General features: G+C 55.2%; 12 protein-coding genes. 7 read left to right on the top strand and 5 right to left on the bottom strand.

The window, feature by feature from the left end; translation table 11 throughout:
- Nucleotides 1–5: 5 nt before the first annotated feature.
- Genes BLT35_RS16760 through BLT35_RS16770 form a run of 3 tightly spaced genes read right to left on the bottom strand, consistent with a single transcriptional unit; the run spans nt 6 to nt 4,753 of the window.
- Nucleotides 6–1,202, bottom strand: coding sequence for a class-II aminoacyl-tRNA synthetase family protein (locus BLT35_RS16760; RefSeq protein WP_074729036.1), 1,197 nt, complete (start codon nt 1,200–1,202; stop codon nt 6–8).
- A gap of 5 nt (nt 1,203–1,207) precedes the next feature.
- Nucleotides 1,208–1,459 carry an acyl carrier protein gene (locus BLT35_RS16765; protein WP_054820280.1) on the bottom strand — a complete coding sequence of 84 codons (252 nt, stop codon included), beginning with the start codon at nt 1,457–1,459 and terminating at the stop codon, nt 1,208–1,210.
- Between the two features lie 45 nt (nt 1,460–1,504).
- Nucleotides 1,505–4,753, bottom strand: a complete 3,249-nt coding sequence (locus BLT35_RS16770; protein WP_083351320.1) for an FG-GAP repeat domain-containing protein — start codon at nt 4,751–4,753, stop codon at nt 1,505–1,507.
- A 309-nt stretch (nt 4,754–5,062) separates the two neighbouring features.
- Here BLT35_RS16770 and BLT35_RS16775 point away from each other — a divergent pair, with 309 nt between their 5' ends.
- A complete protein-coding gene (locus tag BLT35_RS16775; protein WP_062410103.1) occupies nt 5,063–7,582 on the top strand; it encodes a U32 family peptidase in 2,520 nt (839 codons plus the stop codon).
- A 63-nt stretch (nt 7,583–7,645) separates the two neighbouring features.
- Here BLT35_RS16775 and BLT35_RS16780 read toward each other — a convergent pair whose 3' ends face one another.
- Both BLT35_RS16780 and BLT35_RS16785 read right to left on the bottom strand, forming a co-directional pair.
- Nucleotides 7,646–7,879 (bottom strand): hypothetical protein, encoded by a 234-nt coding sequence (locus tag BLT35_RS16780; RefSeq protein ID WP_074729038.1) that lies wholly within the window; start codon nt 7,877–7,879, stop codon nt 7,646–7,648.
- Nucleotides 7,876–8,100, bottom strand: coding sequence for a hypothetical protein (locus BLT35_RS16785; protein WP_074729040.1), 225 nt, complete (start codon nt 8,098–8,100; stop codon nt 7,876–7,878). The genes BLT35_RS16780 and BLT35_RS16785 overlap by 4 nt, the downstream gene beginning before the upstream one ends.
- Nucleotides 8,101–8,428: 328 nt before the next feature.
- Between BLT35_RS16785 and BLT35_RS16790 the strand changes: the two genes are divergently transcribed.
- From BLT35_RS16790 to BLT35_RS16815, 6 genes are all read left to right on the top strand, one after another.
- Nucleotides 8,429–8,773, top strand: coding sequence for a hypothetical protein (locus tag BLT35_RS16790; RefSeq protein WP_054819883.1), 345 nt, complete (start codon nt 8,429–8,431; stop codon nt 8,771–8,773).
- A 213-nt stretch (nt 8,774–8,986) separates the two neighbouring features.
- Nucleotides 8,987–10,039, top strand: a complete 1,053-nt coding sequence (locus BLT35_RS16795; protein WP_074729042.1) for an ABC transporter ATP-binding protein — start codon at nt 8,987–8,989, stop codon at nt 10,037–10,039.
- Entirely contained in the window at nt 10,032–10,745 is a 714-nt protein-coding gene (locus BLT35_RS16800; RefSeq protein WP_054819884.1) for an ABC transporter permease subunit, read from the top strand. The genes BLT35_RS16795 and BLT35_RS16800 overlap by 8 nt, the downstream gene beginning before the upstream one ends.
- A 54-nt stretch (nt 10,746–10,799) precedes the next feature.
- Nucleotides 10,800–12,191: a GldG family protein gene (locus BLT35_RS16805; protein WP_054819885.1), complete on the top strand. Its 1,392-nt coding sequence runs from the start codon at nt 10,800–10,802 to the stop codon at nt 12,189–12,191.
- On the top strand, nt 12,188–13,123 hold the full coding sequence (locus BLT35_RS16810; protein ID WP_074729044.1) for a DUF4340 domain-containing protein: 936 nt from the start codon (nt 12,188–12,190) through the stop codon (nt 13,121–13,123). Before BLT35_RS16805 ends, BLT35_RS16810 begins: the two co-directional genes overlap by 4 nt.
- Nucleotides 13,124–13,397: 274 nt before the next feature.
- Entirely contained in the window at nt 13,398–13,583 is a 186-nt protein-coding gene (locus BLT35_RS16815) for a hypothetical protein (protein WP_062410099.1), read from the top strand.
- The last annotated feature ends 389 nt before the right edge of the window (nt 13,584–13,972 follow it).

A 13,972-nucleotide genomic window follows, 5' to 3' on the forward strand; every position in this document is an offset into this window, starting at 1 on the left:
CTGGATTATAGCGATTTCTGCTGCCAGGCGTGATACTGCTCGCGGAACGAGGCAGGCCACTTGGCTTCGTCCAGTCCGTACTGTGCCAGAAACGCAAAGGTCCAGCGCTCGATGCCGAATCCGACGCAGCCGGTTACGGCGTTGCGCTTGCCGAACTTGATGTTAAAGGCGTTGCCGAATGTATTGCTGTGGAAATTCACCGAGCTGCAGGCAATCGATTTTTTAAGATTCGGTATCGTCAGGCGAAGCTCGTATTTCATCTCCTGATTGCGTTGGAAGGAAGCCTTTACCTGGAAATCGTTCGTGAAGAACGGATCATTGGCGATCTCCAGCACGCTGTCCACGTTCCACTCCACGGCCAGCTCCTTGAGGTATTCGATCGCGCGAAGGCGGTTTTCCTTCACGAAATCAGGCTTTCCTACAAAGATGATCTCGCGCATGCTGAAGTCGAGCAGCCGTCCGAAATCGCTGTGGTTGCGCGATTCGAAGCGGTGGCATTTCGAGATGGCCGCCACGATCAAACCGTCGCCTTCCAGCGTTTCGTTCTGCAATCCTTCATAGCAGTGATAGCAGGTGGACGGATTCATCGTAAACTTCGGCGTCGGCATCGTGGCGTTCAAATCGAGCTTTTGGTCCTGCTTCCAGCCGCCCGCGTCGCGGATCGACTGCGAGAACGATTCGATGATATCCAAATCCTCGCGCAGATGCGTGAGAAAATGAATGTGTTCCGGAAACGAGGTGAAATGGTTCGTTTTGTTCAGCGTCTCACTGTGAATGACGGCTGGGTAATGCTCTTCCTTTACACCGTCGAAGCGGCCGGCCACTTTGGTCATAAAGCTGTAATCGAAAAAACGCATCAGGCTGGAGAACGGCTCGCGGAAAATGAACAGCCCCGGCTCCAGCACCTTGATGATTTTTCGATCGACAAGCTCGGCGATAATATCTCCCTCGTAAGGGGTGTCGGCTTTGTGCTCGAACAGGATGTTCTCCTTAAAGCCGAAGTCGCCTTGGGAGAACCGGTCGATGAGCTTATGCACCCGTTCTTCGATGGCTGCATTGCCTTTGGGCGATTCGTGAACGATATGAATCCGGCCCGATTCAATCCGGATGTCGCTGATCGTTTCGTCGATGAAGGCGGCTGCGTATTTTAATTGTCCATGCTGGCTGGGGGCAAGATGCTCCAGAGATACTATACACTCCATTGTTCTTAATTCCCCTTCTTGTTCTGGATAAATGCAGCGATTTCGCGAACGGTATTCAGCGGGTACATCATCAAATCCTGGTTGGTTACCTGAATCCCATACGTTTGCTCGATATGCGCGATCAAAGCGGTAGCTCCGAAGGAGTCGATATAACCATAATCGAACAGGTGGACGTCCACCGTGAAGTCCTCGTCGTCGTCTTCAATTTCGTAGCGGCTCCTTATGTGCGCTTCTAACTGCTCTAACACATCCTGCATGGATAAAGCCTCCTTGATTGATATGGAATAACGTGGAACGGGCGCCTAGCGCCCGTAAGAGATTTCAATGGCAACCGGGTCGCCGAAATGGGTGACGGTATAGATCATGCCTGCTTCATCCCGGTCTACTTTCAGCTCTGGACCCGAGATGGTCAACGGCTGAGTGCTGCGCAGGCGAATCTGCTGCATGCCCGGCGCGTTCAGCTTCAACATCCGGCGTTCGCCGGATGTTTCCAGCTCATACGGTACGTTCGAACGAAGCAGGTGAAGCTCGGCTTCAAGGGCGCTTGCGCGCTCCTTCGTCACAAAGCGGACATTGGTCGTTTGGGGCGCTCCGAAATAGAGCTTGCCTTCCCGTGTGTCGTGCACATCGGCATCGGTGACCGCTTGCTTGTCTGCGTAAGGCTGCCCAAGCTCGACCGCAAGGCCGAGCGTGCCGGTATATTCGGCCGCATGCTCGGGTACTTCGCCGGTGTCCGGCTTCACACGGAAGCCGGGCTCGACCTGCATGCCGAGCATCTTCTTCAGCCGGTCCGCGATGACCTCGCGCCATGGCCGCTCAAGCTTAACGCGGGTCGTCATGGCGTTAAGGAAGGACCGGGCCATTTGCGTTTCAGTCATAAAGTTATAGCTGTAATCATTGCGCAGCCCGTCCAGGTAGCGGACAAATTCCAAGAGCTCCGGAACACGCACCGGAAAATGGTACTCGATATGCTCGAAATAATCGATCGGCAAATCCATGGCCGCATAGGCTTCGAACAAATCCTTCGTCGAGTACTGCGGGTCGGTGCGCAGCACCGGCGCCGGGGTATACAGCATCATCGGCTGCTTCAGCTCCGGTTCGCCCGCCGCGTTCGTCATCAAAAACGGCAATCCCCAGTTATACTCGACGCCCAGCCTCGGGTCATTCTTCGCGTAGGAGGGCTTGAAGCCAAAGTTAAACCAAATCCCCGCTTCCCGTTCGTTGCGCAGCGTCTGTGTGCGGTCGGGATGATTTATGCGCCAGGTATGCTGATTTGTGCCCGTCAGCCCCCAAGGAATGCCCAGCTTGTCGAACGCCTGCTGGTGCAGGGCGATCTCCTGCTTCTCCTGAGCGTCGCTTGTAAAGTTGTGCACGAAAATGTGAGGATACAATTCCAAATGATGCTTCTTGCTGTATTGAATAAATTCGTTTAGCTGGTCGGCGTAAGGAAATTTCGGGTCGTCAATCGTCGACGGCATGCCGAATTCCAATTGTCCGACAATGAGATCGTCCCGTCCGTCGGCGTTCAAGTCATACCAGAGTGGAACGGAGCTGTGTCCTCCGACCAGGGCGCGGCTGCCGAGCTGGTTCGTCGAGGCGGCCTCCATAACGCCGTGATCGAGCCAGGTGATAGCGCCCGGCTCCGATCCCCGCTGCAAGTATACGCGCAGGTCGCCTTCCAGACCGCCGACGACGAGGTCGGCCCTGCCGTCCCCGTCCATGTCGCGGATGGACGGCGCCGCAAACGGCGCGGGCAGCTTGAACTGCACCGCGCCCGCAGCAAAGGCGAGCGCGCCGCCGGCGCCCCGCTCGCCGCGGTACAGCGTCACCCGGCCGTCGCCGTCCCCGACCACAAGGTCGGGGACGGCGTCTCCGGTGACGTCGCCCACAGCCGCCGCCAGCGGCGCGGCGGCACGCACAGGCTGCCCGCCTGCCAGCAGCGCGGCGGGCGCCGTGAACACGCCGCCGGCTCTGCCGTAGGCGGCGGCGAGCGTGCCGTCCGGCCGGCCGATCAGCAGATCCGGCCGGCCGTCGGCATTCAGGTCGGCCGCCGCGACGCTGGCGTACGACCCGACTTTCAGCGGCTCTCCGTTCTCGAGCCGCACGGGCGCCCGCTTCCCGAAGGCCGCGGGCGCTTTCATGCCCTCCGGCAGCTGCTGGCCGGCATAGGCGTCGCCTGCAGCCCCTGTTCCCGGGTACACGTATACGCTGCCGTCGGCCGAGCCGACAACGAGATCGACGTTACCGTCGCCGTCCACATCGGCCAGCGCCGGAACCGCGCGGTAAGGCAGCGTAATCGGGTCCCCCAGCGAACGGTACTCCGGATAAGCGGCCAATCGGATCGGGCCTTCCTCGCCCATAAGCCGGTTGCCGCTGGAGTAAAACGAATTCGGCGTCTCCCCGGCGAACGCAGGCTTCTCATTCGTGCCCGTGTTCAGGTGGACGACCACGGATTCCTGCCACCGCCCCCAAGTGAACGCGGAGCGGACGAGCGAGAAGGAAGGAATCTGGTTGTACTTGCGCAGCAGTTCAGCCCACTGGATGCCCTCGCCGTCACGAATCGCTTCCATCGCCTCAAAATGATTTTGATACGCCATGGCCGGTCTTCCGTAAGGGCCCAGCGTCTTCTTTACGCTGTAGCCGAGCTTTACTTTAGAGATGAAGGCGGCATATTCGCTGCGCAGCAGATGGCTTCCGGCCGCGAACGTGAAGTGAAAATACGGCTCGAGCGGCAGCTGGCTCCGGTCAAAATACAACGCGCCGGGACGTTCTTTCTTAGCCGCGTTCGTCTCCGCGGCGAGCTGCTCAAAGCCCAGCTTGGGATCCATGCCGCCGGTCAGATCATAGCCCGTGATATAATAGCGGTTCGGCAGCAAAGTACCGCAAAAAAAGACGGTGCCCCGTCCGTACCGGTTCACCGTGTATAAGGAAGCCCCGTTCATCGAGACCAGCGTTTCCGCGGTGGAAGGAATAATGCCTTTGCCCCATGAGAACCGGCTCAAACTGCCTTCCGTATCATGCCGGAAGAAGGTATCCGCAAACGACCGCAGCAGCTGCTGAACGCCCTGCAGGTTAGTGTCCGTGTCCGGGTATGACCAAAGTGATGCGCCGGCGCTGACAGGAAGCGCACTGCGCTCAGGCACCTTCACATCCACAATTTCCTTGGCCCCCAGGAAAGCGGGCTCAAAATCGTCGGCAAATGGATTTTCAAGGAACAAATGTCCGCCCGCCTCGACATAATCGACCAGCAGCTTGCGCTGCGGATCGGTTAACGTTCCGTGCAGGGCCGGGTCTAACATTATCGTATCGTACGATCGGAGCTGTCGTGCGCTCAGCTTGTCCAAAGACAAGCGGTCCAGCTCCAGGCCAACGACTAGCGTTTGCCGCAAATGCCCGTAAGCGGCGGTATCGTAAGCGTCGCCTTGCGTGGCGTACAGCATGCGTACCTTGAGCTCCTTGTCGGGCATGAACAGAACGAGCGCCAATATCACCGCCAGTAATCCGAGCAAGGCGACAACGGCGCTGCGCCGGTGGATTCGATTCAAAGTCATCCCTCTATTACCTTTGGGTTGCATTACCCTGACATTATAGCATGGATGGCGGGCTTTGTTAACTTTTGACCTCCGGTCCGGTCCGGCTTCCGGCCGAGTCTGCGGGGCTCCCGCGATCATAACGGCAACCGGGCCGGAACCGGGGTCGCCCGCCCTTATAAGATGAAGCGTCGCCCGAAAAGCCTTTCAAGGTGGATTGAACGCAAAGGGGCTTTGGCCTGGACTGGATGGAGGTACCGTTTATCCTTGGGTCGGTTTCTGTTACACTAGAACAGTTAAGGTATTTTTTATTCGGAGGTTACTATTTCCATGAGCGAAATACGCAAATCAGATATAGAGCTGCTTGCTCCCGCGGGGGATTGGGACTGTATGCGAGCGGCGGTGGCGAACGGGGCCGACGCCGTCTTTTTCGGCGTAGAAAAATTCAATGCCCGGGCCCGGGCGAATAATTTTCATACGGACGAGCTGCCGGACATTATGTCCTTTTTGCACCGTTACGGGGTTAAGGGCTTTTTGACGTTCAATATCCTGGTATTTGAAGAGGAACTGGAGGATGCCAAGTCGCTGATCGAAGCCTGTATCGATGCCGGCGTAGATGCGGTGATCGTACAGGACTTGGGTCTTGTGCGGATGATTCGCGAGCTGTCGCCGGACTTCCCGATTCACGGCTCGACGCAGATGACGATTACCTCGCCGGAGGCGGTGGAATTCACGAAGCCGTTTGATATCGAACGGGTAGTGCTGGGGCGTGAAAACAACCTGAAGCAGATCAGGCAGATCGGCGAGCAGGCCAAGCTTCCGATGGAAGTATTTGTGCACGGGGCGCTCTGCGTGTCTTATTCAGGACAATGCCTGACCTCGGAGATGTGGGGCGGCCGTTCGGCCAACCGCGGCGAATGCGCCCAAGCCTGCCGGCTTCCGTACGATCTGATGGTGGACGGGGAGCATAAGCCGATGGGGGATGTGGCCTATCTGTTATCCCCGAAGGATTTGGCGGCGATCGAGCTGGTGCCGGAGCTGATTGAAGCGGGCGTAACCTCTTTTAAAATCGAAGGGCGGTTGAAAAGCCCGGAGTACGTGGCCAATGTGGTTTCGAAATACCGCAAGGCGATTGACCGTTACTTCGACGGAGAGAACCCGAAGCCGACCAAAGAAGAGCTTAGGGAGCTTGAGCAAAGCTTCTCGCGCGGGTTTACGCACGGCTTCCTGAAAGGAACGAACAACAAGCAGCTGGTGGAGGGCACATACCCCAAAAGCCGCGGCGTTTACCTGGGACGCGTGAAGCAGGTGCTGAGGGACGGTGTGCTGTGCGAGCTGGAGGCGCCGCTGAAGCGGGGCGACGGCATTTGCTTTGACGCGGGGGATCCGACCAAGAAGGAAGAGGGCGGCCGCGTATACGACCTGCGCCGAAAGGGCGTAAAGCTGGAGGGCGAAGCGCAGGGCGGTCTTGTTGAAATCGTGCCGGGCCGCAGCGACGTCGATCTGAGCCGCGTGCATGTCGGCGACCGGATTTGGAAGACCAACGACCCGCATCTGGACAAAAGAATGCGCCAGTCGTTCGAGACGGACAAGCCTTACCGTGTGTTCCCGGTTAACGTGAAGGTGATCGGAGCCGCAGGTCAGCCGCTGAAGAGCGTATGGACGGACGTGACGGCCAATCATACCGTAGTCGTAGAGTCGGAGCTGCCGCTGGCTCCCGCCGAGAAGAGGCCGATGACGGTCGAACTGTTCCGCGAGCAGTTCGGACGGCTGGGCGGAACGATTTACAAGCTCGACGGGCTTGAGGTTCATCTTGGCGGGGATTTGATCGTACCGATGCGCGAGCTGAACCAGATGCGCCGCCGGGCAGTGGAGCTGCTGCAGGAGTGGCGTGAGCGCCCTCGGGCTTACATCAAGCGCAGCGTGGATGTATACGGCGATACGCCTGTGCAGCCGGCTGCTCCCGCCACGCCTGTCGGCGGACAGGCCCGGGCGCGGCTGACGGCGCTCTGCCGCAGCCTCGACCAGGTGCAGGCGGCCTGCGCGATGAACGTCGAGCTAATCTATGCCGATTTCGAGTTTATCAAGCAGTTTCCTGCCGCCGTGGAGGCCGCCCGCGCCGCGGGCAAGCGCATCGCGCTTGCGACGCCGCGCATTCATATGCCTGGTGAAACGGGCTATTTCAAGAACATCCTGAACCTGAAACCCGATGCGGTATTGGTTCGCAATACAGGAGCGGTCTACTGGTTTATGCGCTATTTCGCCGAGCATCCATCGGAAGCCCGTCCGGAACTGATCGGCGACTTCTCGCTGAATGTCGCCAACCATAAGACGGCCGCGCTGTTTCTGGATGCCGGGCTCAGCCGCGTGACCCCGTCCTACGACCTGAACATTCAGCAGATGGTCGATCTGCTGCGCCGTACGGATACTTCGCGCCTGGAGATCGTCATCCATCAGCATTTGCCGATGTTCCATACGGAGCACTGCGTCTACTGCACGTTCTTGAGTCCGGGTACGGACTACACGAACTGCGGCCGGCCGTGCGAGGAGCACCGCGCTTCCCTGAAGGACCGCGTCGGCTTCTCGCATCCGGTCCGCGTCGACGAAGGCTGCCGGAACACCGTGTACAATGCGATCGACCAATCCGGTGCGGAATACCTTGCGAACTTCATGGAGCTGGGGGTGCCTTCATACCGTGTGGAGTTTTTGGAGGAATCGCCCGAAAAGGTGCAGGAGGTGCTCGGATTGTACGAGCGCGCTCTGCGCGGCCAGATCAGCGGCACACAGGTGTGGAAAACATTGAAATCGACCAACCAGCTCGGCGTCACGCGCGGGCAGCTGGTGAAATAGCCTTACTGTTTATAGAAACCGCCGCCTCGGCTTTGCATAAAGCCGGTGCCGCGGTTTTTCCTTTTATACCAAGCTGATTTTAATCGAAGGGCTATCAACCACATCCTGATCGAAGACTAAGTTAAACGGTACATAGGCCGGCGACCAATCGCCGTTTTCCTCGCCAAAGCCCATATTCTGTTTGGTGGATAAGAACAGATCGACTTGTTGAACGGGCCCGAAGCTGAGATTGCTCCCCCGATCCAGCACGTTGGCTTTAAAACCTAATAAATTCACCATCATCGGTTTGAAAATCATCGGTATTCCTCCCCGGGCGCAATGAGTGCGGAGCGCTGCAAAGCAGGTGAATCCACCTGATCCCTGCCGTCGACGAAATGCCGGTTGCCCGCGAAGCTCGCCTCATCGCCGTAATTTTGTCCATAGCCCTGCAAACGTTTGTCCGAATTCGTCCATTCCGCTAAAAAATTTTGTCCTACATTCACCGCCGAGGCATTTTCGATGGAATTAATTTTTAAAATGAAAATACTATATAATTACTGTGGAATGTCCCATCTCTCGAATGGCTGGAAATCGCCAAAAATTTTACCGGAAACGCTTTTGAACGGACATATTTGACTAGTCCTATCTTATTCACTTTGACGAATCTGAAATTGGTTTCTGATAGATAAAACACGGGGGACATCCTCCGTTAACGACATGTACCGGCGAATAGGACCGTACCTTAGTCCATGCTATAGTCCATTCTATGTGAAACGGGGTGATTTCATGTGGCCATTCTCCCGATCAAATCGCGGGTTTTTACCCAAGGACAAACCTTATGCCCATTTGGAAAGGAGAATCGCCGAATTGGAACGCAAGCTGCAGGAGCAGGCTCAAGCCAAGCCGGAAGATCCGAAGCCGGCAGAAGCGAAGCCGACGGTCGTTATCGAGCATATTGCGATCGAGAAGCTTATCGTGGAAAAATGGGATCACAGTAACAATTTCGGTGCCCTGGGGATTAAAGAGCTGGAAGGGAAGCTGAATATCGGCGTGAATTATTCGGGCCCGATTGACGGCGAGGGGATCAAGGATTTGTTTCCGAACTCCAAGAAGCAGCCGGAGAGCAAGGGGAACCCTCCATTAAAGCCAAAACCGGGCTTCAAGGACGGCTCAAAGGGGCCAAGCTGTACGATTCGGGGGAAACCATTGTAAATGGGCAAACGAGAGCGATGCTGTAGAGGAAAGCCTTCGGACTTTTGGGTCTGAAGTTTTTTTGTCTGGTCATGGACGCAAAATTTTAATCCAGATTTCAGGTTCGATTAAGGTTTTATTATACATGGGCTTGTATATTGTTTGTGGTTAAGCCGTATAAAAGATGGGAATGGCTGTAATGTGGAAAAAGTGGGTATAACGGGAGGTTGTGGTATGCTCGAGGTGAAACAGGTCAGCAAAGTATACGAAAATCAAAGAGGGGTCCAAAGCATCGATTTCTCTATGAGCCGCGGAGAGATCGTCGGGTTCCTCGGGCCCAACGGCGCCGGTAAAACGACTACCATGCGGATGATCACAGGCTATTTGAATCCGACGCAGGGCACGATTACGATTGACGGCTTGTCGATGTCGGATCATCCGAAGAAAGCGCGGCAGAAGATCGGATATTTGCCTGAGACGCCGCCGCTGTATCCGGAGCTTACGGTCGGGGCTTATTTGCAGTTTATCGCCGATTTGCGTGGCATTCCGGCAAAGGAGCAGAAAAGCCGCATCGGCGAGGTAGTAGAGCGGCTCGGTTTGCAGGGACGCGAACGGCAGGTCATCCGGAGCTTGTCCAAAGGGTACAAGCAGCGTGTCGGTCTGGCGCAGGCCATCCTACATCAACCGGACCTGTTGGTGCTGGACGAACCGACTTCAGGGCTGGATCCCAAACAAATCATCGAAATCCGCCAGCTCATCCGGGAGCTGGGCGAGAATCATACCGTGCTGCTCAGCACGCATATATTGCCCGAAATCAATACGCTGTGCAATCGTGTATTAATCATCAATCAAGGCCGCATCGTCCTGGATGGACAGCCCGAACGGCTGGCGCATACGATGGGCGAAGCCTTCGAGGTATCGCTTGAAGTGAAGGGCCCGCGCGAGGCCGTGCTTGAGGAACTGCGCGGCGTGCCCGGCGTAGCCGGCGTAAGGGAGCTGGACGGCGAAGCGCCGAAACCGGAATCGAATGCTGCGGATTCGGCCGCGGAGTCTTCCGTGGCGGACAGTCCGGATGCGACGGTGAAGGTGCTCGTAACCGCAGCGGCTGAAGAGGACATCCGCGAGGCGCTGTTCTACAGAATGGCCGAGCGCAGGTATCCGATTCTATCTATGAAAAAGGAGAGCCTCAGCTTGGAGGACATTTTCTTGAAGCTGACAACAAGCGAAGCGCTGGAAGGAGCGGCTGGCGGCGAAACCGCTTCGGAGGAGGTGACCCCGGATGCGTAGAACCTGGGCGATTGCTAAAAAAGAGCTGCAGATGTATTTTTACTCGCCGACGGCGTATGCGGCTTTCGCGTTCTTTTTCCTCATAACGGGCTATTTTTTCAGCGCGAATTTCCTGTATCCGCCATATGTAGTCGATATTCGGCCGGTGGTGGGAAATATCACGTTCGTGTTTCTGTTTATCGTTCCTTTGCTGACGATGCGGCTCATTTCCGAGGAGCTGCGGCAAGGGACGGACGAGCTGCTGCTGACATCTCCCGCCAGTATTACGGAAATCGTACTCGGCAAATATACCGCGGCCGCTATCGTTCAGCTGCTGCTTGTCATCGGCAGCTTGATTTATCCGCTGATTTTGAGCGCTTACGGGACGTTCGAACTGCCGGTGCTGTGGCTGTCCTATCTTTCCATGTTTTTGCTGGGCGCGGCGATGATGGCGATCGGTTTGTTCGCTTCTTCACTAACGGCGCACCAAATGGTGTCGGGTATCGCCGCGTTTGCGATTCTGCTCGTTTTTTGGACGATCGAATGGCTCGGGGATACAGTGGGCGGGAAAATCAAAGATTTTCTCGGTATGTTCTCCATTGTAGGCCGTACGCTCGACCTGCAGAAGGGCGTGCTCGATTTTGCCGACGTGCTTTTCTATATTACGCTGATTGCGGTGTTCGTGCTGCTCAGTATTCAAGTGCTGGAACGCAAACGCTGGAGATAATCGATAATCGCTTGAAGCGCGGACTACGCGCCAAGCAGAAGGGAGAAAGCCAAAGTGAACAAGTGGATACGCGGAACGAATGCGGTCGTGCTGTCGCTCGCCGTGATCGGCATTTTCATCGTGCTGACGATATTTTTGAACTCGATGAAAGGGCTGCAGCTTGATCTTACATTAAATAAGAAATTTTCGCTGTCGGAACAAACGACGCAAACGCTCGCTGCGCTGGAACAGGACGTGCGTATCGTCTCGCTGACGAGCGACCAGACCGATCCGTATATTAAACGCCAGGTGGTCGAGCTGGTGCAGGAATATAAGAAACGCAGCGGGAAAATCACTTTCGACGAGTACGATATCGTGAAACAACCGGCCATCGCCAAGCAATATGACGTAAATCCTTCAGGAACGCTGGTGGTGGAGAGCGGTACGCAGAAAAACACGATCAACTACTACGATATGTTCCTTCCTGGCCAGCAGCAAGGGGAGTATCAGTTCAGCGGCGAGGAAAAGCTGACCCAGGCGCTCGTGAACCTGAACAGCAAGGAAAAACGCAAAGTGTATTTTCTTTCCGGACATAACGAGATTCCCCTGAATCAAATGAATACATGGCGCAGCGGACTCGAAGGAGAGAACTACGAAGTGGCGGACCTGAACCTGCTGCGCGAGGGCAAAATCCCGGAGGATGCTGAAATGCTGTTCATTATCGGGCCCGAGCAAGATATCAGCGATCAGGAAGCCCAACTGATCAAATCGTATTTGGACGGTAAGGGCAAGCTGTACCTGGCGCTAGGGTTTAATCAGGATATGACAACCGGATGGAAAAATATCGACGGCCTTATGTCGGCTTACGGCATTAAAGACCAGCATGCCGTGGCGATCGAGCCGAAGCAAAGCGTGCTCTATGATCCGTTGACGATTATTCCGGAATACGGGCCGCATAAAATTACCGAGAAGCTTCAGCAGTACAACCTGCTGACCATGATGACGCTGGCCGTATCGCTGAATGCGGATCAGCCAAATGAGAATTATACGGTGACTCCCATCCTTAAAACGACCAGTGCGGCCTATGGCGAAACCGATCTGAAGCGGCTTGCGCAGAGCAGCCAAAGCAGCAAGGATCAGACCGATATCCAGGGGCCGCTGAATTTGGGCTACGTCGTGGAAAACAAGGACCAGAAGCCGAAAGCGGTCGTTCTAGGCGGTTCGACGTTGTTCGTGGACCGGGTCATTTCGCAGCAGGGCAATCGTGACTTCGCTCTCAACAGCGTGGCTTGGCTGCAGGAGCAGACGAATCAGGTAACGATACGCCCGCGGCAGGGCGATGCTATTCAAACCGCGCTGGTGACTGCTGGCCAGGCGAACATGATTTTCTATGGAACGGTGCTGGTCTTCCCGCTGCTCTTCCTGATCTTTGGCGGGACGATCTGGTGGAGGAGGAGAAAAGGATGAAGCGGCTGATCCCTACGATGATCCTGGTTATCTTGTGCATCGGGGGCTTCTGGTTTGCGTCTAGCAAAGACTTCTTTAAGGAAAAACCGCCGGAAGCCCCGGCTCTGGTGAACGTGAAGAAAGAAGAAGTGGCAGGGTACACGATCAAAAAAGGCGATACGGTTATTGAGCTGCAGCAAAAAGACGGAGGGTGGACGATGATCCGCCCTTCTGCGATTCCGCTGAATGCGGTTCAGCCGGCAGGATGGATCGATTCATTCAACGCCGTGAAGAAGGATAAGATCGTCGACGAGAATCCGTCCGACCTGACCCAATTCGGTCTGAATCCTCCGGCCCAGGAATTCAGCATAAAGCTGACGAACGGAACGACACACACCCTGTCCGTCGGCAGCCCGGTAGCGGTGCAGGGCTATTACTATGCCAAGTTCGGGGGCTCGCCAGAAGTATTCCAGATCAGCGAATCGACCCTAACGTCTTTGGCAAAGCAGCAAATCGATTTTATGGAAAAAAGACCGATTCAGCTGAACTATGAGCAGGTCCGTGCTTTAAGTGTCGATTGGAAGGGCCATAAGTGGACGCTAACCAAATCGGAGCCGGGCAAAAAGTCGTATGAGGCGAACTGGAAGCTCGGAGATAAAGAAGTCAAAGGCGTGGATGCCAGCGGATACCTCGATAAAACGGCCTTCCTCTCCACCGAGCAGCTGGCCAAGCCCGCGTCCGAGGTGAAGGGTCTTGACCAGCCGGAGCTGCGGATCGAGATTCAAACGGCGGGTGAGGACGGAAAAGAAACCTCAACAGTATATGTGGGCAAAGTGGAGAACGACAACGTGTGGATCGCCAAGCAGGGCGGAGAATGGGCATTCGCCGTTCCCGCCTCGGCGATTCAGGAGCTGGCGGACAAAGATAAGGAAGCGCCGGCGGAGCAGAAATAAACCGAACACCGTGCAGAAGGACCGTATGATTCGGCCATGGCTGCGCGGTGTTTTTTTCTGCGACGGCATGTTTAACAAACAATACTCTCGTCCCATAAGTTCTCAAGTTTTTGCAGGTGAGCTTGAGGGTCGCGTCGATACCGTTTTCGGGTAACGCTATCGCTTACCGAAAAATTAAATATAGAAGCGCGGCATCTGAGTTTCTAAAACCTTTTGCTTCAGGTAATAAGGAAGAATCTGTGGATCAACCTGCAAACAAATAAGGATAACTTTAATGTTAATAAAGCATGAGCAGACTTCCGCTTCCGGTGGTGATCAGGATTTCCTCGATAAGCTTCCGGAGGAAGGGAAAAAGAAGAAAAGCGACGAACTTGTTTTAACCGGTATTTATCTGCAGCCTGACTTGGATCATATATTGGACAATCTCGGTAAAAAGGGTGGCCGGAGTGCAAAGTCTTGAATCGTAAATGATGCTCTGAGGAAACTGCTTGATGAAAAGGGATTGCTATGCTGTTAGCTTGGGGGGAGAAGAAATGTTTTACAACTCGGCTACATCTTAAAGTCACTCCATATGCTTTGTGTCATTTTCAGCACCAGACTCCTTTTCAATCGATCCCAAATACAGCATAAGCGTTTGAGATCCACGACTGAACAGTGTTAACAATTATGCTTTTTTGCGTATAGGCCTTATGTACCGAGTCTTAAGAAGCGGATAGAACCAAGCCGGTGATTCCAACCTCTTATTTTTCCTTAAAGAAGCCTTGTCATGAAACAAATTGGAAAAAAAGACGTATAATCTCAACGTGAATGTGGAAATGTTTGCCTAAAATATATGGAGAAGGAAGGGAT

This window comes from Paenibacillus naphthalenovorans, assembly GCF_900099895.1.
Taxonomy (GTDB): Bacteria; Bacillota; Bacilli; order Paenibacillales; family NBRC-103111; genus Paenibacillus_G; species Paenibacillus_G naphthalenovorans.

Excerpts from the sequence above, each read along its gene's own strand:
- BLT35_RS16760 (WP_074729036.1), bottom strand. The coding sequence starts at position 1,202 with ATGGAGTGTATAGTATCTCTGGAGCATCTTGCCCCCAGCCAGCATGGA.
- BLT35_RS16765 (WP_054820280.1), bottom strand. The coding sequence starts at position 1,459 with ATGCAGGATGTGTTAGAGCAGTTAGAAGCGCACATAAGGAGCCGCTAC.
- BLT35_RS16770 (WP_083351320.1), bottom strand. The coding sequence starts at position 4,753 with ATGACTTTGAATCGAATCCACCGGCGCAGCGCCGTTGTCGCCTTGCTC.
- BLT35_RS16775 (WP_062410103.1), top strand. The coding sequence starts at position 5,063 with ATGAGCGAAATACGCAAATCAGATATAGAGCTGCTTGCTCCCGCGGGG.
- BLT35_RS16780 (WP_074729038.1), bottom strand. The coding sequence starts at position 7,879 with ATGATTTTCAAACCGATGATGGTGAATTTATTAGGTTTTAAAGCCAAC.
- BLT35_RS16795 (WP_074729042.1), top strand. The coding sequence starts at position 8,987 with ATGCTCGAGGTGAAACAGGTCAGCAAAGTATACGAAAATCAAAGAGGG.
- BLT35_RS16800 (WP_054819884.1), top strand. The coding sequence starts at position 10,032 with ATGCGTAGAACCTGGGCGATTGCTAAAAAAGAGCTGCAGATGTATTTT.
- BLT35_RS16810 (WP_074729044.1), top strand. The coding sequence starts at position 12,188 with ATGAAGCGGCTGATCCCTACGATGATCCTGGTTATCTTGTGCATCGGG.
- BLT35_RS16815 (WP_062410099.1), top strand. The coding sequence starts at position 13,398 with ATGTTAATAAAGCATGAGCAGACTTCCGCTTCCGGTGGTGATCAGGAT.